This window comes from Nocardia sp. NPDC049707 (assembly GCF_040674855.1).
In the GTDB taxonomy this organism is placed as follows: domain Bacteria; phylum Actinomycetota; class Actinomycetes; order Mycobacteriales; family Mycobacteriaceae; genus Nocardia.
The window spans coordinates 1-21,775 of the sequence record NZ_JBFANN010000020.1 but is presented as its reverse complement, the minus strand read 5'-3'; the positions used below and the strand labels follow the sequence as shown (position 1 = coordinate 21,775).

Genomic DNA, 21,775 nt, shown 5'->3' with positions numbered 1-21,775 from the left:
AAGCCGGACTCGAGTGCCACGCGAGCGATGGCGGCGTCCGGCGGTCAGGGGGCAAGTGAGTTTGCCCGTGCCCGACGAGTTACCCATGTACACACCAAATCAGTAGTTGCGCCGCGAATCAAATTGCCGCCGCAATGCCGGACCAGGCTCAGACGCCGCGGCGACGCTCGGCTTTGGCGCGCATCTCGGCGGCTGCGGCCTCCATCTCGGGGGTGACCTCGAAGTGGCCGCCCCATTTGTTCAGCGACCCCGGCGGGTAATCCGGGGTCGGCAGGATTTGGCGCAGCAACTGGTCCGGCAGTCCGCGGCGCTGCCATTCACGGGGGTAGCCGAGCGATACCTCTTCGAAGCGCACACCGTCGTAGTAGGAGGTACGCGGGATGTGCAGGTGGCCGTAGACCGAGCAGACCACGTTGTAGCTGGTGTGCCAGTCGGCGGTCAGATCGGTGCCACACCAGAGCGCGAATTCCGGGTACCACAGCACCTCGGTGGGCTCGCGGACCAGCGGGAAGTGGTTGATCATCACGATCGGTGTTTCGGGTGGCAGCGCGTCCAGCTTGCGCCTGGTGACCTGAACTCGGGCATGACACCAGGCGTCCCGGGTCAGGTACGGATCCGGTGAGAGCAGGAATTCGTCGGTGGCCACCACATTGCGTTCCCGGGCCAGGGCGAGCCCCTCGGCCTTCGTCTTGGTGCCCTTGGGCAGGAACGAGTAGTCGTAGAGCAGGAACATCGGAACCAGCGTCACCTGGCCGCCGTACTGTTCGGACCCCGCGCCGGTCCACACCGGGAACGGATCCTCCGGTGTGATGACATCGAGGTCCCGGCAGATCGACACCAGGTAGTCGTAGCGCGCGACACCGTGCATCTGCACCGGATCCTTCGCCGTGGTCCACAATTCGTGGTTGCCCGGCACCCAGATCACCTTGGCGAAGCGCCCGCGCAGCAGCTCCAGCGCCCAGCGAATATCGTCGGACTTCTCCCCGACGTCCCCGGCCACAATGAGCCAGTCCTCGGGCGAATCCGCCCGAATCTGCTCGACAACCGGACGATTCCCCTGGTGTCCGACATGAACGTCGCTCACCGCCATCAACTTGGGTATCACCACACCTACATTGGCATATCTGCGGCAGCTCCCGCCGTCCGACTCGATGATCATGGGCGATTCGATGTCGAATCCTCCGCTGACGGCCATGTTCGTACGGTCTGTCCGGGGCCTCGATCCGCTATCCGAACCAGCAGATCGGCGGAGGGCGCGAAACCCGCCGCGACCGTGAGCTTTCCGTTCGGTTCGCGGCGGCAGGCCGGGCACGGGCTACGCACTGACGCGGGGGACCTCGGTGCCGATTCGGGCCCAGCGGCCGGATTCGGCGCGCCAGACTACGGCGACGAGGCGCAGGAGCATGAAGGCTACGAGGCCGGTCCAGATGCCTGCTATGCCCCAGTTGCAGATGAGGGAGAGCCAGATGGCGGGGAGGAAGCCCAGTAGGGCGGCGCCGAGGGTGGTGTTGCGGAGGTAGGCGGCGTCGCCCGCGCCCAAGAGGACGCCGTCGAGGGCGAAGACGATGCCTGCGATCGGGATGATGGCCACGAAGAACCACCAGGCGACCTGGGTGCGGTCGAGGACGGCCGGATCGTCGGTGAAAAGTTTGGGGATGACGGTGACGCCCGCCGCGAAGACCGCCGCCAGGACCAGCGCGAATCCACCCGACCAGCGGGTGACGCGGCGTGCGAGTCCGCGCGCACCAGCGGCGTCGCCCGCGCCGAGCGCCGCACCGACCAGGGTTTGGGCGGCGATGGCGAGCGAATCCAGGGTCAGGGCAAGGAAATTCCAGAGTTGCAGAACCAGTTGATGCGCGGCCACCGAGGCCGCACCGAATCGGGACGCGACGGCCGCCGCCGAGACGAAGCTGGCTTGGAAGGCGAGACTGCGGGCGATCAGATCACGACCGAGGACCAGTTGCGCTCGCATGACCGACCAGTGCGGCGCCAGCGGAACACGCGCGCGCACCAGCGCGGTCAGGAACAACCCGGCCGTCACCGACTGGCCCGCCACATTCGCGACCGCCGAACCCACCAACTCCAGCCGCGGCACACCCAGTAGCCCGTGCACCAGCGTCGGGCACAGCACTCCCGAAACCAGCAGTCCCGCAACAACGAAAAACAGCGGCCTACGCGTCTCCTGCACCCCGCGCAACCACCCGTTACCCGCCATGGCGATCAGAATCAGCGGTACCCCGAACAGCGCGATCCGCACCCAGACCAACGCCTCCCCGGCAATATCCCCACCACCGGCGATCACATTCGTCAGCGGAACCGCAATCGCCTGCCCCACAACAAGAAGCAGCGTCCCGCCGATCACCGCGATCCATGTCGCCTGCACCCCCTCCTCGATCGCACCGCGCTCATCCCCGGCCCCATGCCGCCGCGCCGCCCGCGCCGTGGTCCCATACGACAGGAACGTCAGCTGCGAACCGACCTGCGCCAGAATCAATCCGCCGACCGCGAGCCCGGCCAATGCCAACGCCCCGAGCCGTCCCACCACCGCCAGGTCGAGCAGCAGATAGATGGGTTCCGCGATCAGCACACCCAAGGTCGGCACGGCGAGTCCGAGAATCCGTCGAGGCCCCACCGCATCGATCGGGTCCGACTCGTCCCCGCCGATCTCCGCGGTAGTCGCGGACTCGCGCAGCAGATCCGCCACCGGATCGAGGCCCTCCCCCGTCGGCGACGCATCCGGTCGTATCTCATCCATCCGTGCCTCTATACGCCATGCCGAGCATCTCGCGGGCCACCCCACGACGATGGCCCACCCGAACAGCGCTGGCGCGTGGCGCGCTGCTGCTCAACCGGCCGACCCGTAACCGCCATACTCACCCGAGTTCGGCCAACAGCGCCGCGACCACCGACTCGGACGTGCCGTGCGTGGTATACCCGGCCGCGAACCGATGCCCACCACCGCCCAAAGACGTTGCGACAGTGGCCACATCGACACTGTCCTGCGCTCCCGGCGCACTATCGCGTGAGCGCAGCGACACCGTCCACCGATCCGGAATCGTGCGAGATTCCTTGAACACCGCGGCAACCCCGGCCTCCGATGTGGTGCGGACGATATCGACCACACTCTCCACCTCTTCCGAGCGCACACCGTCGACATCCTCGCGCCGCACGATGGCGTACACCAGCCCGGTCCCACCACCGGCCTGTGGCTCCAACCGAGCCGAGCCGAGCACCCGCGACAGCATCGGCAACCAGCCGAACGGATGCGTATCCATCAGTGAGCGCGTGATTTCGGCGCCATCGATGCCGGTGGCCAGCAGCCGTTCGGCCAGCTGATGGGTGCCGGGCCGCACCCAGCGAAACGATCCGGTATCAGTGACCAATCCGGCGTAAAGACAATGTGCCACTTCGGCATCGATCGGCTCCTGCCAGATATCGAGCAATCGTGCGATCAGACTCGTCGTCGATTCCGCACCCGCATCGATCACATTGACCGTCCCGAACCGGGTATTGGAGCGGTGATGATCGAACACCAAAGTCGTTCGGGCCCCGGCCAATCGATCGGCGAGCACACCCAGCCGACCGGCACTGCCGCAGTCCACGGCAACCAGCAGATCCACCTCGGCGGGGACATCCGTGGGCGGCACCAGATGCTGCACACCAGGAAGCGTCCGCATCGTTGCGGGCAGTTCGGCGGGTTCGGCGAACGATACCCATACCGGGACACCGCGCCGATGCAACACCAAGGCCAAAGCGAGCCCGCTGCCGATGGTGTCGGCATCGGGCTGCACATGGCACAGGATGGTGACCGAACGCGCCGCACTCAATGCGGCAACGGCCGGTCCGAACCCGACCGCATCGACAGCGACCCCCCTACCCGGGTCGACGGGCATCGTCGTCATGGTCTACCGCACGTCACTCGTCGGATTCGCGTTCGACCTTGTACGGATCGGCATCGCCGGCATGGGTGGCGGTGGCAGCCACCTTCGCGACCGCGTCATCGGCGGCCCGCGCCCTGGCCAGAAGCTCTTCCATATCCCGTGCCGCGTCGGGCACCTTGTCGAGCACGAACGCCAGCGTCGGGGTGAATTTCACGCCGGTGCCCGCGCCCACCTTCGAGCGCAGTACACCCTTCGCCTTCTCCAGACCGGCGGCCGCGGCCGCGTAATCCGGTTCCACGTCGAGGGTTTCGCCCATCACCGTGTAGTACACCGTCGCCTCGCGCAGATCGCCGGTGACCTTCGCATCGGTCACAGTCACGAAATTCAGACGCGGATCCTTCACCTCGTATTCGATCGCGGTCGCCACGATCGCGGATATCCGCTTGGCGAGTCGGCGTGCCCTGGCTTGATCCACCATGGCTGAACCCTCCTCACTTACTGCTGTATTGATTTTGCGGCGGGACCGGGGCCCTGCGTGGTTACGCAAGGTACCGCCTCCGGGCCAGTCGTTCCCGCCGCGAGTCAGTCTTCGGGTCCGAAGATCCTGCGGCGCACTGCCAGCAACTCTAACTCCGGACGAGCCGCGACATGTCGCTCACATTTGTCGAGTACCTCGGTCAAGTGATCCATACCGGAACTGACCATGGCGACTCCGACCAGTGAGCGACGGTGGCGGTCTTGGTCCCCACCTTCGGCGGCACTCACGCCGAAGCGCTGCAATTCGGCCAGCACGGGCCGGATTACCGAACGCTTCTGCTTCAACGAGCGCACGTCTCCGAGCAGGATATCGAACTCCAGTGCACCCAGGTACACCCAAGCCTCCTGTATCGGCGCCTACGAAAGGATTGTCTCGGTGGTCCGGTCCCGGTATCGATGGACCGGACCACCGCGGCACAATCTCAGTCGCGCGGCTTCTCGCGCAGCTCGTAGGCCTCGATCACGTCGCCTTCCTTGATGTCGTTGTAGGTCAACGTCATACCGCATTCGAAGCCCTCGCGGACCTCGGTGACGTCATCCTTTTCCCGACGCAAGGTGGAGATCGTGACCGTCTCGGCGACCACCACGTTGTCGCGGAGCAGGCGCGCCTTGGCGTTGCGCTTGACCGAACCCGAGGTGACCATGCAGCCGGCGATATTGCCGACCTTCGACGAACGGAAGATCGCGCGGATCTCCGCCCGGCCCAGCTCGACCTCTTCGTAGATCGGCTTGAGCATGCCCTTGAGGGCCTTCTCGATTTCGTCGATGGCCTGGTAGATCACCGAGTAGTACCGGATGTCCACACCTTCACGGTTGGCCAGCTCGGTCGCCTTGCCCTCGGCCCGAACATTGAACCCGATGATGATCGCGTTCGACGCCGACGCCAGGTTGACGTTGGTCTCGGTGACGCCACCGACACCGCGGTCGATGACCCGCAGGCGCACCTCGTCGTCGATCTCGATACCGAGCAGCGCCTCCTCGAGGGCCTCGACGGTACCGGAGTTGTCGCCCTTGAGGATCAGGTTGAGCTCCGAAGTCTCCTTCAGCGCGGCATCCAGATCTTCCAGGCTGATCCGCTTGCGGCTGCGCGCGGCCAGTGCGTTGCGCTTGCGCGCATTGCGGCGGTCGGCGATCTGGCGAGCGATCCGGTCCTCGTCGACGACGAGCAGGTTGTCACCGGCGCCGGGCACCGACGTGAAGCCGATGACCTGGACCGGCCGCGACGGCAGCGCTGCGGCGACATCGTCGCCGTGCTCGTCGACCATGCGCCGGACGCGACCGTAAGCGTCGCCCGCCACAATCGAGTCGCCGACGCGCAGCGTGCCGCGCTGGATGAGCACGGTCGCCACCGGGCCACGGCCGCGGTCGAGGTGCGCCTCGATGGCGACACCCTGGGCGTCCATATCCGGGTTGGCCCGCAGGTCCAGCGCCGCGTCCGCGGTCAGCAGCACCGCCTCGAGCAGTTGCTCGATATTGGTGCCCTGCTTGGCGGAGATGTCGACGAACATGGTGTCGCCACCATATTCCTCGGCAACCAGGTTGTACTCGGTCAGCTGCTGGCGGATCTTGTCCGGGTTGGCGCCTTCCTTGTCGATCTTGTTGACCGCCACCACGATCGGCACATCGGCCGCCTGCGCGTGGTTGATCGCCTCCACCGTCTGCGGCATGACGCCGTCATCGGCGGCGACCACCAGGATCGCGATATCGGTGGCCTTCGCACCACGGGCACGCATGGCGGTGAACGCCTCGTGACCCGGGGTGTCGATGAAGGTGATGAGCCGGTCGTTATCGCCCAGATGGGTGAGCACCTGGTAGGCGCCGATGTGCTGGGTGATGCCACCGGCCTCGCCCTCACGGACGTTGGCCTTACGGATCGTGTCGAGCAGTCGGGTCTTACCGTGGTCGACGTGACCCATGACGGTCACCACCGGCGGACGCTGTTCGAGGTCTTCCTCGCCGCCCTCGTCCTCACCGTAGGTCAGGTCGAACGATTCCAGCAGCTCGCGGTCCTCGTCCTCGGGGCTGACCACATGTACGACGTAGTTCATCTCGCTGCCGAGCAGCTCGAGGGTCTCGTCGTTCACCGACTGGGTCGCGGTGACCATCTCACCGAGGTTGAACAGGGCCTGCACCAGGGCGGCCGGGTTCGCGTCGATCTTCTCCGCGAAGTCCGACAGCGACGCACCGCGGGCGAGCCGGATGATCTCGCCGTTACCGCGTGGCAGCCGCACGCCGCCGACGGCGGGAGCTTGCATGCTTTCGTACTCCGCGCGCTTCGCCCGCTTCGACTTGCGGCCACGACGGGGCGCGCCACCGGGACGACCGAACGCACCGGCCGCACCGCCACGGCCACCGGGACCACCGGGACGACCGCCACCGCCACCGGGACGACCACGGAAACCACCGGCCGCAGGAGCACCCGCACCGGCACCGGGGGCACCCGTGCCGCCGCCGCCCTGGCCACCGCCGCGGTAGCCACCGCCACCGCCACCGCCACCGGGACGACCGCCGCCACCACCCGGACCGCCACCGGGACGACCCGGACGGCCCGCACCTGCGCCGCCGCCCGGACCCGGACGAGCCGAACGTGCGGGCATGGCACCCGGATTCGGGCGCGGCGGCATCGAGCCAGGGCTCGGCCGCGGACCACCGGGACGCGGACCACCTTGGCCGGGAGCCGGACGCCGCTCGCCCTGAGCGCCACCCGGACGGGGACCGGGACCGCCCTGGGCCGGACCCGGACGCGGCCCCTGGCCGGGACCTGGACGTGGCCCCTGGCCGGGACCCGGACGGGGTCCACCCTGACTGGGGGCCGGACGCGGCGCGGGACGCTCACGATCGGGCGCGGAGGAGAAGGGATTGTTGCCGACGCGCGGGGCCTTCGGGCCCGGCTTCGGTCCGGCCGCGGCCGGACCACCGGGACGCGGACCACCCTGCGCGGGGGCACCGGGACGGTGCTGACCGGGACGTGCGCCACCTGGCGTCGGGCGGGGTCCGCCCTGAGCCGGAGCGCTCGGCGCCGAAGCAGCCTTCGCGGCCGGAGCAGCCGGGGTCTCCTGGACCGGGGTGGTGTCCCGCGGGGCGGGCTTGACCGGAGGACCGGGACGCACGGCCGGACCGGGCCGCACAGCATCGGACGGACGCGCGGCCGGAGCCGCCGTCTCACGGGCGGCCGGAGCCGCCGGGGTCGCCGCCTGCGCAGGCGACGGGGTACGTGGACCCGGGCGCGGACCGCCGCCTGCGGCGGGCTTCGCGGCCGGAGTGGACGCTGGTCCGGGACGGGCCCCGGACTTCGCGGCGCCGTTCGCCGGGGTGGACTTCCCCGCGATCGACTCGCGCAGTCGACGCGCGACGGGTGCTTCCACCGTCGAGGACGCCGACTTCACGAACTCGCCCTGCTCCTTGAGCGTTGCGAGTAGTTCTTTGCTCGTGACACCGAGTTCTTTGGCCAACTCGTGCACGCGGGCCTTGCCTGCCACTGCTCTCCTCACTGAGAGGTCGAGCAGTGCCTCCGCCTAGGAAAGGCGGGCCCGCACGACCTCGGGTTATCTCCGATGGACGTTCATCGTTGGTGCTTCACGGTGTGCTCATGAGTGCTCGTGCCTGTTCTCGAGGTACTGCTCCAGGGCTGAGATATCCAGATTTCCGGACACTCGTAGTGCTCTGCCGAATGCTCGGCGTCGTTCTGCCGTGCTCAGACAAGCCGAAAAGGGGTGCAACCAAGCACCCCGCCCGGGAAGTCTGCGCCGCGGATCGGGAACGATCGCGACGACATGAGAGCCGTCTCCAGTCTCACCTTCTTGCGCCACGATCCGCAACAGATCGTCGGCCAACTCGCGCTTTCGGCACCCGATGCACGTCCGCACCGGAGCCGCTCGACACCGGGGTGCCGGGACTTGCTCGGTAGTGCGTTCGGACAAGGAAACCGAAGGCTCGCGCTGAACCGCCAACCACTCTACCGCTGTCCCGCTCGGAACGCCGAACCCCGCCCCCATCGAAGTTATGGACATGCCATTCCGAGGACTCGATTCGCGGGAATCGGTCAACTGCGATGCGCCTCCGTCCGCAGACTGCCGCTGCCCGCATCCGGGGTCGCATCGCTGCGGATATCGATGCGCCAACCGGTCAGCCGGGCCGCCAACCTGGCGTTCTGCCCTTCCTTGCCGATCGCGAGCGAGAGCTGGAAGTCGGGAACGACCACACGCGCGGCGCGGGCTTCGGGATCCACGATCGTGACCGATACAACTTTCGACGGGGACAGCGCATTCCCGACGAAGGTCGCCGGATCATCCGCGTAATCGATGATGTCGATCTTCTCCCCCGCCAATTCGCTCATCACATTGCGCACGCGCTGACCCATCGGGCCGATGCACGCGCCCTTGGCATTGACGCCGGGCACGGTGGTGCGCACCGCGATCTTGGAGCGGTGTCCGGCCTCGCGGGCGACCGCGACGATCTCCACCGAACCGTCGGCGATTTCGGGCACCTCGAGTGCGAACAGTCGGCGCACCAGATTCGGATGGGTACGCGAGAGGGTGATCTGCGGGCCGCGCTGGCCGCGGGAGACACCGACGACGTAGCACTTGATGCGGTCGCCGTGCTCATAGCTCTCGCCCGGCACCTGCTCGGCGGGCGGGATCAGTCCCTCGGTGCCGTGCAGTTCGCTGCCGATGCGCACCACGACGGTGCCGCGGGCATTGGCGCGGGTATCGCGCTGCACCACACCGCCGACGATATCGCCCTCATGAGTGGAGAATTCGCCGAAGGACTTCTCGTTTTCGGCATCACGCAGCCGCTGCAGCACTACCTGGCGCGCGGTGGTCGCCGCGATCCGGCCGAAACCCTCTGGGGTGTCGTCCCATTCGGAGATGACATTGCCGTCGGCGTCGAGTTCGCGCGCCATCACCCGGACCACGCCGGTCTTCTGATTGATATCGATGCGCGCGTTGGGCTGGTGCCCCTCGGTGTGGCGGTAGGCCGTGAGCAGTGCCGACTCGATCGCGGAGATCACGGTCTCGATCGAGATCCCTTTATCGGCGACAATCGCGCGCAGGGCTTCGATTTCGATGTTCATTCCACGATCCCTTCGGTCGGCGAATCTGATGTTGCTATTGATTCAGTTGGCACATCGGTTGTTCCTCGGACATCTGCGGTCGGGTCCACCGCCTCTTCATGCCCCGGCCGCGGACGACCGGGCGCGACTCCGCCCGCGAGTTCCAGTTCCCGTGCGCCGGGCGGGTTGAATTCCACCTGGACGACCGCCTCGGCGATATCGGCCAGCGGAATCGTCACCCGGTGCGGCTCGGTCTTTCCGCCGAGCACCAGCGCCACCGTGTCATCGGTGAGGACACCGACCCTGGCCTCGAACTTGTCCGATGACTTCGGATCCGGTGATGCCGCGCCGGCGCGCAACGTGATCCGCACCTTGCGGCCCTGGGAGCGGCGCCAGTGGCGGTCGGCGGTGAGCGGGCGGTCGATGCCGGGGCTGGTCACCTCGAGCAGGTAGGCCGTCTCGCCGAACTCACCCGCATCGTCGAGGGCCTCGGAGAGCTCCGTGCTCAGTCCGGCAATGGTATCGAGATCGGCAGCGGCATCACTGTCGACGATCACCTTCACCCGAGCCTGGGCATTCACATGCTTGCCCACCGTCGAGATCTCGATACCCTCGAGGTCGAATCCTCGGCGCTCGACGAGTCCAGCAACAAGCTGGCTCACCCTTTCCTCGGTCGGCATGGGCATGTGGGGCGACTCCTGGTTCAGTTGTCAGACGGCTGATCTTTCGAGCGACCTGCAAGCAGTCGCTACCTGGCTCTTTCGAGCGACCTGCAAGCAGTCGCTACGAAAAAAATTCTCTACCGGAGATCTAGCGTAACGCGCCTCGAGAGTGTAATGGACCAGCGGCCTCGAGCAAGTTTCCTGGCCACGCGCCCGCGACGCAGCACGCGGGTACCGTACCTACCGCGCGGTAGACGCACGGTCGGCGGTACCGCGCGAGTCTGGCACGATAGTGCCGTGCCCATCCGCCTTCCCGCCCCGCCGCCGCGCGCCGGGTGCACTTCCGGCATCCCCATCGACCGGCACCGATCCCAGCCCGGCAGCGCTGATGTCGGTCGCACCAGCATCGTCGACCGTCGCACCGCATTGCGGTTGGCCGGCGGCACGACCGTGGGTGCGCTAACCATCGGCGCGCTGGCCGGCTGCACGGAAGAGACGGTGTATCAGCCCGATCCGCTTGCCGCACAGGAGATCCTGGCGCGCGCCGATGCCGCCGCCGCGACGGCGGCGATCGCGGTGACCCCGCAGCGACATGTCGAATTGACCGTGATCGCGGACGAACGCACCGCGCACGCGGATGCGCTGCGCGCCGAAATCAACCGTGTGATCGGCGTTTACCGTGACGGCACCACCCCGGCACACCGCACCCATGAACTCACCCCGCCTGCTTCCGGCACCTCCCCCGCGGCATCGGACGCAACCGCATCGCCGACCACGCCGCCGAGTATCGACGAGTTGCGCACACGCCTGGCCAAGTCTCAGCAATCCGCGGGTGACCTCGCCCGCACCCAATCCGGTTATCGCGCAGGGCTATTGGCCTCGATCAGCGCATCATGTGCGGCGCAGGCGGGGGTATTGCTGGCATGAGTCGTGCCGGAGACCACACCTTGTCCGAAGCCGCGGACGCGAACCCGACCGCCCCAGGATGCCGCACCGTGCCGCCCGCCGGGCGCACGATACAACTCCTCCAGGCAGAGACGAGCGCATGACCGAAGCCGAACGCCAGGCCCTGCTCGACGCCTTGCGCGCCGAATACGCGGCGATATACGCCTACGGTGTGATCGCGGCGTATGCCTCCGCCGAGCGCACCCGCTTGGTCGCCCAGGACACGGCAGCCCATCGAGCCCGCCGCGATAGCACCATCGATGCATTGAAGGCGGCCGGAGTCGCGGTGCCACCACCGGACGCCGCCTACACCACGCCGTTCCCGGTGAACGATCCGATCCCCGCGGCGAACTTGGCCGTCACCACGGAAACCGACACCGCCGTCGCCTGGCGCGCGGTTGTCGAAAACGGCAACTCCGATCCCATCCGCCGGATGGGCACCGACGCCCTCACCGAATGCGCTCTGCGCCTGGCCACCTGGCAAACCATCCTCGGCGCCGCCCCACCGACAGTCGCCTTCCCTGGCAAGGCGTAATCACCTTTTGCACGCCACGCACGGATTCGTGAGCGAATTCGTGCGTGGCGCGCCAACTCGTCGGCGGCACACCAAATCCGTACGCGGCGGCCCGATTGGTGTGCGGCGCTCGATCCCGTGCGTGCGGCGGTGAACGGTGCGCCCGTAGTGGCTACGCGCGCATTTCGTACATGCCGTCGTAGGCGGCGACCTCGGCCCAGACGCGGTCGAAGCGGGGGCGGTCGGTGACCGGCGGGCGCAGGGCGGATGCGGCCCATGCCTGCTGGTCGGGAGTGGCGGAGGGCTTGCCGTAGAGGGTGGTGGCGTGGGCGTTGAAGTCGCGGATCTGGAAGTCGAAGATCTGCTCGATGATGTCGCGGTCCAGCCCGGTGATGGCGGCCTGCTCCAGAATCAGCTGACCGTAGACCACCAGGGCGAACAGGTGGCCGATGGTCAACATGAAGTCCAGGTCCCGCTGTTGGTCGCCATCGGGTGCGGCCGTGGTGAGCAAGGTGCGCAGGGCCTGGGCCTGTTCGTAGAAGCGCGCGACGTTCGGCAGGTCGGCGTGCTTTTCATACACCGGGGTCCAGTCCGCGAACTGCACCTTGCCCGCGCCACGAGCCGGGCCCTGCCGGAAGAAGAACTCGTCGTCGGCCGCATCGAGCCGGGTGCCGATCTCCGGGTAGTCCTTCGGATTGAACAGGTAGTTCGGCATGAACTTCAGGATCTGGCCGACATTGACATGCACCGTGCCCTCTAGTCGCGGCAACGTGCCGATGTAGCGCGCGACCTGCGCGAAGTAGGTGTTCTTCTCGAACCCCTTCGCGGCCAGCACATCCAGCAGCAGCGTCATGACAGTCTCGCCCTCGGAAGTCACCTTGGACTTGGTCATCGGGTTGAACAGCAGGTAGCGACGGTCCTCGAGGCTCGCGCTGCGGAAGTAGTCGACGGCGCGGTCGCTGAACAGCTTCATCGCGACGATGCGCGCGTAGGCGTCCACGAAATTCGTACGCACATGTGGGAATTCGGTGACGGCCTTGCCATAGAGAACGCGGTTGTTGGAGTGCGTGATGGCCTCGTAGAACGAGTGCTCGACCATGCCGATGCTGCCGTGGCACAGGTTGAACTTGCCGACATTGACGGTATTCAGTGCGGCGGAGAAGGCCTCGGGACCGGTGGACAGGATGTCGGCGGCGGTCACCGGGTAGTCGTGCAGCGCGAAGGTGCTCACATACAGCTGACCGTGGATGACATTGTCGATGAGCTCGTAGTCGTCGTGGCGGCTGTCGGCGGCGAACCACACATAGCCGTCCGCGCCCTCGATATCGGCGCGGCGGGAGAAAACCGACACCATCGATGCGACATTGCCGTTGCCGATGTAGTACTTGACGCCATTGGCGCGGAACAGGATTCCGGCCTCGGCATCCGGACTGCCCGGCTCGGTCGGTGTGAGGATCAGATCGGTGTTATAGATGTCGGCACCGTGGTCGCGCTCGGACAGACCGAACGCCATCACCTGACCATCGGCGAGATCGGCGGCCGCGCGCTTCTTGGCGTCCTCGTTATCGCTCTGCCAGATCGGGCCGAGGCCCAGGATGGTGACCTGCTCGGCGTACCAGTACGCGAGACCGTAGAAGCCGAAGATCTCCGACAGCGCCGCATTGCGCGCACCGTCCCACCGCCGGTTCGCGTCACCGTCGGCATAGGCTGCCGGGGTCAGGAAGGTCGCGAACAGCCGCTCCTTCTTGACGAACTCGAGGAAGTCCGACACCCACACCGCATCCGCGTCATCGGTCAACAGCTGCCGCTTGCCCCGCGACTCGAACCACTCGATGGTGGCTTTCAGCAGCCGTCGCGTCTCGGCGTCGAACTGCTTCGGATCGTAAGTGGCGGGGTTGAACAACAACGCGTCGGTGCTCGTCATGCCGCTAACTTACCAGCGGGTAACAGCAGGCAGGAGCGGGTCCCCGGTTACCGTCCGCGACAAATCGTGCCTACGGAACCGTAGGTCCGGACGAAATGCGCGAAGCCCGGCCGACTCGGCGGCAGTGCCGCCTTCGTCCGGGCTTCGCCACCGGTTGTCGGTGGCCGAACCTACTGTCCGCCGCGGACCTGCGCGAGCACCGATTCGACCACCGAATCGGCCGGGACCTCGGCGGATTCGCCGGTGAAGCGGTCACGGATCTCGACCTTGCCCTCGGCCCAGCCGCGCCCGACGACCACGACCAGCGGGACACCGATCAGCTCGGAATCCTTGAACTTCACACCGGGTGAGGCCTTGCGGTCGTCGAGGACGACGTCGAGTCCGGCCGAATCCAGCAGCGCCGCGACCTCCTCGCCGCCCGCACGCGAGGACTCGTCCTTGTTCGCGATGACCACGTGCACATCGAACGGCGCAACCTCGCGCGGCCAGCGCAGGCCCTTCTCGTCATGCTGCTGTTCGGCGATCACCGCGACCATGCGGGAGACGCCGACGCCGTAGGAACCCATGGTGAGCCGCACCGGCTTGCCGTTCTCGCCAAGCACATCGACCTCGAACGCGTCGGTGTACTTATTGCCGAGCTGGAAGATGTGGCCGATCTCGATGCCGCGCGCGGACACCAGGACGCCGCGCCCGTCGGGTGAGGGATCACCATTGCGCACGTCTGCGGCCTCGATGGTGCCGTCGGGGGTGAAGTCACGGCCCGCGACCAGGCCGACGACATGTTTGCCGGACTCGTCGGCACCGGTGATCCAGCTGGTTCCGGTGCCGATGCGTGGATCGACCAGGTAACGAACACCGTTGGCCTGCAATGCCTTCGGGCCGATATAACCCTTGACCAGGAACGGGTTGGCGGCGAAATCGGCCTCGGTGAGCAGTTCCACCTCGGCGGGTTCGACCGCAGCGCCGAGGCGCTTGTTGTCGACCTCGCGGTCGCCCGGAATGCCGACACCGAGCAGTTCGGTCTTGCCGTCCGGGTGGCGCAGCTTGACCATGATGTTCTTCAGGGTGTCGGCCGCTGTGACCGGGCGCTCGGAGATGCCCGCGCTGTTCGCCCAATCCACCAGCGACGCGATGGTCGGGGTATTCGGGGTGTCGTGGACGACGGCAGCGGACAGGCCCTCGATGGGACGCGGTTCGGCAGCGGGCGTGACCACCGCTTCCACATTCGCGGCGTAGCCGGACTCCCGGCACACCACATAGGTGTCCTCGCCGACCGGACTGTCGGCGAGGAATTCTTCCGACGCGCTACCCCCCATCGCACCCGAGGTGGCCGCGACGATGACGTACTTGACCTCGAGGCGGTTGAAGATGCGCTGGTAGGCCTCGCGGTGCGCGTTGTAGCTGGCCTCGAGTCCATCCTCGTCGAGATCGAAGGAATAGGAGTCCTTCATGATGAATTCGCGCCCGCGCAAGATGCCCGCGCGGGGACGTTCCTCATCGCGGTATTTGGTCTGGATCTGGTACAGCGTGACCGGGAGATCCTTGTACGAGCTGTATTCACCCTTCACGGTGAGCGCGAACAGCTCCTCGTGCGTGGGCCCGAGCAGATAGTCCGCATGCTTGCGGTCCTGCAGCCGGAACAGGCTGTCGCCGTATTCGGTCCACCGGTTGGTGGTCTCGTACGGCTCGCGCGGCAGCAGCGCGGGCAGCGAGATCTCCTGTGCGCCGATGGCGTTCATCTCTTCCCGCACGACCTGTTCGACCCGCCGCAGCACCCGCAGGCCCAGCGGCAGCCACGAGTACACGCCCGGGGCGATGCGCCGCACATATCCGGCGCGGACGAGGAGTTTGTGACTGGGCACCTCGGCGTCGGCGGGATCGTCGCGCAGGGTACGCAGGAACAGGTGGGAGAGGCGGGTGATCACGGACGACAGGGTAGTCGCTGGCCGGACGATGCCTGCAAGGCATTGGCCCATTTCGGCATGGGCGGAGGCGTTGCGTGGGTTACTCCGGCTACCGCGTCCACGCCCCGACCACCGACGCCGGTACCGTATCCGCTCGTGCTGGTGCTGCTGCCTCCTTCCGAAACCAAGTCCGATGGCGGAACCGAGGGGCCGCTGCGGCTGGAGTCGCTGGCGATGCCGCAGCTCACCGCGGTGCGTGACCGGCTCATCGGCGAGGTCGTCGCGCTGGTCGCCGATCCGGAGGCCGCGCGCGGAGTGCTCGGCCTCGGCAAGGGGGCCGATACCGAGATCGCGCGCAATGCGAGCTTGCGCACGTCAGCCACCCGGCCCGCGCTGGAGCGCTACACCGGCGTGCTCTACGACGCACTGGCTGTCCGCTCCTTCACCAAGGTGCAACGTGCCAAGGCCTATGCCCGCCTCGGCATCGGCTCCGCCCTGTTCGGTGCTGTCCGCGCCGATGACCTCATCCCCGCCTACCGACTCTCCGGCGGTGCCAAACTTCCCGGCTTGCCGACGCTTTCCGCCATCTGGCGCGATGTCCTGCCCGACGCCCTGGTCGCCGAAGCCGCCGATGAACTCGTCATCGACTTGCGCTCGGGCACCTACCAGCAGCTCGGCCGTATCCCCGGCGCCATCACCGCCGATGTCCGCACCGAACACCCCGACGGCTCCCGAACCGTGGTGAGCCACTTCAACAAACACCACAAGGGCCTGCTCGCCCGCGCCCTCGTCCTCACCCGCGCCGACCCCACCGACATCCGCGCCGTAGCCCGCATCGCCACCAAATTCGGCCTCCGCACCGAAATCGCCTCCCCCACCGAACTCCTCATCATCACCTGAGCTGTCGCACAGCCAGGCGGTTAGCGGCGGGCAGCGGCGAGGGCGGTGCGGATTGTTTCGGTGGGGGCAGAAGTGGCGGCGTGCTCCCAGAAGGGGAGGGCTTCGGCGTAGGGGATCCCGCACCTCACTGCATACCGCACTGCTCATCCGCGATCTGACCGCTGACTCGAACTCCAGGACCGACAAATGATTTCGAATCGGGAATGTTCTCGAACCGGTACACGTTTCATCGACGCATGACCAGTACAGCTGTGCTCTCCGAGGACTTGAAGAAGTACCTGGACGAGTCGAAGGTCTTCGCGACCGCGGCGACGATCGGGCCGAACGGACAACCACACCTGACCGTCATCTGGCTCGAGCGCGATGGCGACGATCTGCTGTTCTCCACCACGGTGGATCGGCAGCAGGGCAAGAATCTCGCCCGTGATCCGCGGATCACGGTGATGATCAATCCGCCGGATAATCCGTACGTGTACGCGGAGATTCGCGGCACCGCCACGATCACCCCCGATCCCGACCAGACGCTGCCGGACAAGCTGTCGCAGCGCTACACCGGACTCCCGTACGTCGAATTCAACCCCGCTTCGGTCAACGACGGACCCCGCGTCATCGTCCGCGTGACTCCGCGCAAGGTCGCCGGTCGCCTGTGAGCTCGTGGCCGGGCGGGGTTCAGCCCTGCTCGGCCTCTTCCCGCGCATGTTGCGCCTGGCCGACCTCGGCCGCCGTATAGCGCAATGTCAGTGCCACCAGGCCCACCACGAGTGCGCCGACGGCGGTGACGAAAAGTACGAGCGTGTAACCACTTCCGAGTGCATCCAACTCCGCGGGCGTCATATCGATGGGCTTAGCCGTGCGGCCGCCGAGCGCCAGCGTGCGGGATGCGGCGACCGGCGCGAGCAAACCGATCGCGACGGGAGTACCGAGGTTCAGGAACATCTGGCCGACCGCGGTGAGCGGCCCGATATTCTGCGGCGCGACACCGACCAATATGCACAGCGGGACGACCACCACGGCGACACCGATGCCGAATCCGATCACAATGAACAGCAGCACCAAGGTCGGCCAGTACGACACCCCTCGTTCGAGCTTCGAGCCGAACAGCAATCCGATGACCAGCGTCGCCGCGGCACCGCTGAGCAGCCAACGCGGCGCGACCGTCATCGCCAGCCGCGACGCCACGGCGGTGCCGATACCGGCGGCGATGGTGAACGGGATGAACGCGACCCCGGCGACGAGCGAGCTGTAGCCGACGACATTCTGAACGAACAGGCCCGCGAAATAGGTGGTAGCGGCGAACACTGCGCTGGCCAGGAAGATGGCGCCGAACGTGGTGACCCGATCGCGCTTATCGAACAGCGACCAGGGCAGCAGCGGGTTGTCCACCCACCGCTCGGCGAAGACGAAGACGATCAACAACACCAGACCGGCGACAATCGAACCGATGATGACCGGACTGTCCCAGCCGATTTCGGGCCCTTCGGTCGCACCGAAAACCAGGGACGCGCAGGCGAGGGTGCCGAGTACGGCCCCACGCACATCCAGGGATAGTCGGTGATGGGCGGTATCACGCAGCCGCAGTACCGCACCCGACAGGATCAACGCACCGATCGGCACATTGATCAGGAAGATCCACCGCCAGCTCACCTCGGTGAGCGCGCCGCCGATCACCAGTCCGCCGACCGACCCGACCGCCATCATGGAACCGAAGATCGCGATCGCCTGATTGCGCACCCGGCCGGGTGCGAAAGTGGTTGCGACCAGGGCAAGCGCGGTCGGGGCCGCGAGCGCGGCACCGGTGCCCTGGATCGCGCGGGCCGCGATCAGCATGCCCTCGTTCTGGGCGAGTCCGCACAACAGCGAGGCCAATGTGAACAGCGCGACGCCCACGATGAACATGCGTTTGCGGCCGAACGAGTCGCCGATCCGGCCGCCGAGCAACATCAAACCCGCGAACGGCAGTCCGTATGCGGTGACCATCCAGGCGCTACCGGAACTCGATAACGCCAGTTCGTCCTGAAGTCGAGGCAGGGCCAGAATCACCACGGTGCCATCGAGCACGACCATCAGTTGCAGCCCGCTCAGCACCAGGATCGCGAGGCCGAAGGCCCGCTGCGTCACCGGATACGGCTTCGTGGCGGGATTGTCTGGCATAGTCAGCCACTGTAGTCAGAGCGACGGATGATGGGCAGCGGTCCGGTCCGTGGCACCACCGGCATGGAGCCGGTGCGTTGCGATTCCTCTTGCGCGTGTTGTGCCTCGGCCAGTTGTTTCGGCGTATAACGCAATGTCAGTGCGATGAAGCCCGCCACGACCGCGACCAGCGAACAGACCGCGAGCACGAGTGTGTACCCGCTGCCGAGCGCGAAGATCTCGGCCTCGTTCATATCCGCCGCCTTACCGGTGCGACCACCCATCGACATGGTGCGCGATGCCGCGACGGGAGTGAGCAGACCGATGAATACCGGTGTCGCCAGATTCATGAACATCTGCCCTACCGCGGACAGCGGGCCGATATCGGAGGGCGGCACGCCGACGAGCACGCACAGCGGTCCGAGCACCATGGCCACGCCGACACCGAAGCCGATCACGATCAACAGCGGCAACAGAGTGGTCAGGTAGTTCACGTTGCCGTCGAGCTGCGAGCCGACCAGCAGTCCGGCGGCCAGCACGAATGTCGCCCCGCATACCAGCCAGCGCGGCGCGACGATCAGCGCCGCCTTGGACGCCAGCGCGCCGCCGATACCGATGCCGATGGTGAACGGGATCGATGCGATGCCCGCGACCAGCGGTCCGTAGCCGAGCACATTCTGCAGGAACTGCGCGACGAAGAAGGTCATCGCGCCGAGGACGCCACCGGCCAGGAAGATCAGCAAGAAGGTGGTGACCCGATCGCGGCTGTCGAACAGCGACCACGGCAGCAGCGGACCATCGACGGTGCGCTCGACGACCACGAAGACAATCAGCAGCACCGCACCCGCCACCAGAGCGCCGATGACGGCCGGACTGCCCCAGCCCCGCTCCGGCCCCTCGGTCGCGCCGAACACGATCGATGCGCAGGCCATGGTGCCGAGCACCGCGCCCCGGATATCCAGTGCGGATCGGTGGTGTTCGGTATCCGCGAGCTGGGACAGCGCACCGAGGATGATCAATACGCCGATGGGCACATTGATCAGAAAGATCCAGCGCCAGGACAGCTGGGTCAGCGCACCGCCGACCACCAGACCGCCCACGGAGCCGATACCGACCATCGAGCCGACGATCGCGACCGCCTGATTGCGCGCCTTTCCGGGCGCGAAAGTCGTTGCCACCAGCGCGAATGCCGTGGGTGCCGCGATTGCCGCGCCCGCACCCTGCACCGCGCGAGCGGCGATCAGCATGGCCTGGCTCTGCGCCAACCCACACAGCAGCGAGGCGAGGGTGAACATCCCGACGCCCAGCATCAGCATTGGTTTGCGTCCGAACACATCCCCGAGTCGCCCGCCGAGCAGCATCAGCCCGGCGAGGGTCAGGCCGTAGGAGGTCACGGTCCACGCGCCGCCCGCGCTCGTCATACCCATTTCCTCTTGCAGCCGAGGCAGCGCGAAGATGACCACGGTACCGTCGAGCACAACCATCAGCTGCAGCCCGCTCAGCACGAGAATCGCGAGACCAAAGGCCCGCTGGGTCACCGGATACTGCGTCTTCGCAGGGGGGTTATCGAGCACGATGAGCCACTGTAATTGATCCGGAACCCCGGTCTCCGTTCCCGCAGGTGCGATTCACCGAGTCATAGCGAAATCCACTGGGCGGTTGTGACACCTTCCAGTTGCGGGCGCCGAGAGACGTGCCATCGAATATCGCGCGGCGGTCGCGGGCCACGTGGTGCACCGATGATTCCAGAACGAACCGACAGGATGATTCGAGGGTGCACGTCGCGTTATCCGGCAGAGGACTCGGCCCGCAATTCGACGGCATCGGCGGAAAAACCTGCCGTGGGGCCGATCACGACGATCGCGGGCGGACGGATCGCCTCTTCGCGAACGCGGGCGGCGACAGTGCCGAGGTCGGCGCGCAGGACGCGCTGGGTGCGGAGGGTACCTTCCTGGATCACCGTTGCGGGCGTGTCGGCCGGGCGGCCACCCTCGATGAGAACGGTGGCGAATTGCTCGATGCGCTCGACCGCCATCATGAGGACGATGGTGCCGCGCAGACGGGCCAGCGCGGGCCAGTCGACGAGGGAATCGGGATGATCGGGGGCGACGTGGCCGCTGACCACGACGAATTCGTGGGTGACGCCGCGATGGGTCACCGGAATGCCCGCGGCCGCGGGAACGGAGATCGGACTGGTGATGCCAGGGACCACGGTCACCGGAATGCCCGCCTCGACGCAGGCCTCGAACTCCTCGTAGCCGCGCCCGAACACATACGGGTCGCCGCCCTTGAGCCGCACCACGAACTTGCCCGCCCTGGCGCCCTCGATCAGCGCGGAATTGATCGCCTCCTGCGCCATTGCCCGACCGTATGGAATCTTGGCGGCGTCGATCACCTCGACGTCGGGGCCGAGTTCGGCCAGCAGTTCCGGCGGTGCGAGCCGGTCGGCGACAACGAGATTCGCGCGGGCCAGCAGACGGCGGCCACGCACCGTGATCAGATCCGGGTCGCCCGGACCGCCGCCGACCAGGGCGACGCCCGGGGTAATCGGCGTCGAATCATCGGTCACCACACCCGATTGCAGCGCCTCGAGCAATGCGTTGCGCACCGCGGCGGACCGCCGATGCTGACCGCCGGCGAGCACACCGAGCGTCAGTCCGTCGTGCCGCGCGGTAGCCGGAGTGACGGCCGTGCCCAGCCGCGCCACATCGGCGCGCACACAGAAGATCCGTCGCCGCGTGGCCTCCTCGACCACAGCCGCATTGGTCTCGGGTTCGTCGGTGCACGCGATCGCATACCAGGCACCGTCCAGATCGCCGTCGGCGTAGGCGCGCAATGTCAGTGTGAGTTGCCCCGACGTAGCCATCCCTTCCACGGCCGGGGTGACTTCGCGGCTGACGACGTGCACATCCGCCCCGGCGGCGATCAATAGCCCGAGCCTGCGCTGCGCCACCGTCCCGCCGCCGACCACGACGACCCGCCGTCCATTGAGATCGAGCCCGACCAGGTAGTTCGGATCACTCGCGGGACGTTCGGCCGGGTCGGTTCCCGGCTGGTCATCGGCAGGTACTGACGTGTTCGGCACAATGCTCGAGACTACGTCCTGCGTGCGTGTCCCCGGCAATCACCCGCCATGCGGGCGCAATGACGGACACCATGCCGGCCGTGGAGCCGGGCAGACGGTCTCTTTCTGTGCGTCGGCCCATGAATTCGGTGGCGCCGGGGGCGGGTATCGACCGACCGGCCCCGCCCCGCACAGCCCTCCCATCGCGGTGCCGCGGTGGATTTCGAGGTCGAGCCCGAATTGGCCGCCGCGCTGCGCGTA

General features: G+C 67.0%; 18 protein-coding genes. 4 read left to right on the top strand and 14 right to left on the bottom strand.

Annotated features, from left to right (window positions below):
* Positions 1 to 148 precede the first annotated feature (148 nt).
* The 9 genes from AB0J29_RS18970 to rimP form a co-directional block, all read right to left on the bottom strand.
* Positions 149 to 1,105 carry a metallophosphoesterase gene (locus AB0J29_RS18970; protein WP_364787793.1) on the bottom strand — a complete coding sequence of 319 codons (957 nt, stop codon included), beginning with the start codon at positions 1,103 to 1,105 and terminating at the stop codon, positions 149 to 151.
* Positions 1,106 to 1,315: 210 nt separating this feature from the next.
* Complete coding sequence (locus tag AB0J29_RS18965) at positions 1,316 to 2,755, bottom strand: MATE family efflux transporter (RefSeq protein ID WP_364787362.1); 1,440 nt, start codon at positions 2,753 to 2,755, stop codon at positions 1,316 to 1,318.
* A 118-nt stretch (positions 2,756 to 2,873) separates the two neighbouring features.
* Positions 2,874 to 3,893, bottom strand: a complete 1,020-nt coding sequence (locus tag AB0J29_RS18960) for a bifunctional oligoribonuclease/PAP phosphatase NrnA (RefSeq protein ID WP_364787359.1) — start codon at positions 3,891 to 3,893, stop codon at positions 2,874 to 2,876.
* A 22-nt stretch (positions 3,894 to 3,915) separates the two neighbouring features.
* Complete coding sequence (gene rbfA / locus AB0J29_RS18955) at positions 3,916 to 4,359, bottom strand: 30S ribosome-binding factor RbfA (protein WP_040693060.1); 444 nt, start codon at positions 4,357 to 4,359, stop codon at positions 3,916 to 3,918.
* A gap of 104 nt (positions 4,360 to 4,463) precedes the next feature.
* Positions 4,464 to 4,754, bottom strand: coding sequence for a DUF503 domain-containing protein (locus AB0J29_RS18950; RefSeq protein ID WP_364787356.1), 291 nt, complete (start codon positions 4,752 to 4,754; stop codon positions 4,464 to 4,466).
* A gap of 86 nt (positions 4,755 to 4,840) precedes the next feature.
* Entirely contained in the window at positions 4,841 to 7,897 is a 3,057-nt protein-coding gene (gene infB / locus AB0J29_RS18945; protein ID WP_364787353.1) for a translation initiation factor IF-2, read from the bottom strand.
* Between the two features lie 108 nt (positions 7,898 to 8,005).
* The gene (locus AB0J29_RS18940) at positions 8,006 to 8,413 is read right to left on the bottom strand and encodes a YlxR family protein (protein ID WP_364787790.1); all 408 of its coding nucleotides are present in this window, start codon (positions 8,411 to 8,413) and stop codon (positions 8,006 to 8,008) included.
* A 47-nt stretch (positions 8,414 to 8,460) separates the two neighbouring features.
* Positions 8,461 to 9,492: a transcription termination factor NusA gene (nusA, locus tag AB0J29_RS18935; protein ID WP_364787350.1), complete on the bottom strand. Its 1,032-nt coding sequence runs from the start codon at positions 9,490 to 9,492 to the stop codon at positions 8,461 to 8,463.
* The gene (gene rimP, locus AB0J29_RS18930) at positions 9,489 to 10,157 is read right to left on the bottom strand and encodes a ribosome maturation factor RimP (protein WP_364787347.1); all 669 of its coding nucleotides are present in this window, start codon (positions 10,155 to 10,157) and stop codon (positions 9,489 to 9,491) included. The genes nusA and rimP overlap by 4 nt, the downstream gene beginning before the upstream one ends.
* Before the next feature lie 273 nt (positions 10,158 to 10,430).
* Between rimP and AB0J29_RS18925 the strand changes: the two genes are divergently transcribed.
* Positions 10,431 to 11,060, top strand: a complete 630-nt coding sequence (locus AB0J29_RS18925) for a hypothetical protein (protein ID WP_364787344.1) — start codon at positions 10,431 to 10,433, stop codon at positions 11,058 to 11,060.
* Positions 11,061 to 11,178: 118 nt separating this feature from the next.
* Positions 11,179 to 11,613: a ferritin-like domain-containing protein gene (locus tag AB0J29_RS18920; RefSeq protein ID WP_364787341.1), complete on the top strand. Its 435-nt coding sequence runs from the start codon at positions 11,179 to 11,181 to the stop codon at positions 11,611 to 11,613.
* A gap of 151 nt (positions 11,614 to 11,764) precedes the next feature.
* On the opposite strand, the gene AB0J29_RS18915 is transcribed toward AB0J29_RS18920, so the two are convergent.
* Positions 11,765 to 13,516 (bottom strand): acyl-CoA dehydrogenase family protein, encoded by a 1,752-nt coding sequence (locus AB0J29_RS18915; RefSeq protein ID WP_364787338.1) that lies wholly within the window; start codon positions 13,514 to 13,516, stop codon positions 11,765 to 11,767.
* Between the two features lie 170 nt (positions 13,517 to 13,686).
* Entirely contained in the window at positions 13,687 to 15,441 is a 1,755-nt protein-coding gene (locus AB0J29_RS18910; protein ID WP_364787336.1) for a proline--tRNA ligase, read from the bottom strand.
* Positions 15,442 to 15,576: 135 nt separating this feature from the next.
* Here AB0J29_RS18910 and yaaA point away from each other — a divergent pair, with 135 nt between their 5' ends.
* Positions 15,577 to 16,320 carry a peroxide stress protein YaaA gene (gene yaaA / locus AB0J29_RS18905; protein ID WP_364787333.1) on the top strand — a complete coding sequence of 248 codons (744 nt, stop codon included), beginning with the start codon at positions 15,577 to 15,579 and terminating at the stop codon, positions 16,318 to 16,320.
* A 236-nt stretch (positions 16,321 to 16,556) separates the two neighbouring features.
* Positions 16,557 to 16,970 carry a PPOX class F420-dependent oxidoreductase gene (locus AB0J29_RS18900; RefSeq protein ID WP_364787330.1) on the top strand — a complete coding sequence of 138 codons (414 nt, stop codon included), beginning with the start codon at positions 16,557 to 16,559 and terminating at the stop codon, positions 16,968 to 16,970.
* A 19-nt stretch (positions 16,971 to 16,989) separates the two neighbouring features.
* Here AB0J29_RS18900 and AB0J29_RS18895 read toward each other — a convergent pair whose 3' ends face one another.
* The 3 genes from AB0J29_RS18895 to cobA form a co-directional block, all read right to left on the bottom strand.
* Positions 16,990 to 18,471 carry an MFS transporter gene (locus AB0J29_RS18895; RefSeq protein WP_364787327.1) on the bottom strand — a complete coding sequence of 494 codons (1,482 nt, stop codon included), beginning with the start codon at positions 18,469 to 18,471 and terminating at the stop codon, positions 16,990 to 16,992.
* A 2-nt stretch (positions 18,472 to 18,473) separates the two neighbouring features.
* Entirely contained in the window at positions 18,474 to 20,024 is a 1,551-nt protein-coding gene (locus AB0J29_RS18890) for an MFS transporter (protein ID WP_364787324.1), read from the bottom strand.
* A gap of 212 nt (positions 20,025 to 20,236) precedes the next feature.
* The gene (cobA, locus tag AB0J29_RS18885; RefSeq protein ID WP_364787787.1) at positions 20,237 to 21,457 is read right to left on the bottom strand and encodes a uroporphyrinogen-III C-methyltransferase; all 1,221 of its coding nucleotides are present in this window, start codon (positions 21,455 to 21,457) and stop codon (positions 20,237 to 20,239) included.
* Positions 21,458 to 21,775 lie beyond the last annotated feature (318 nt).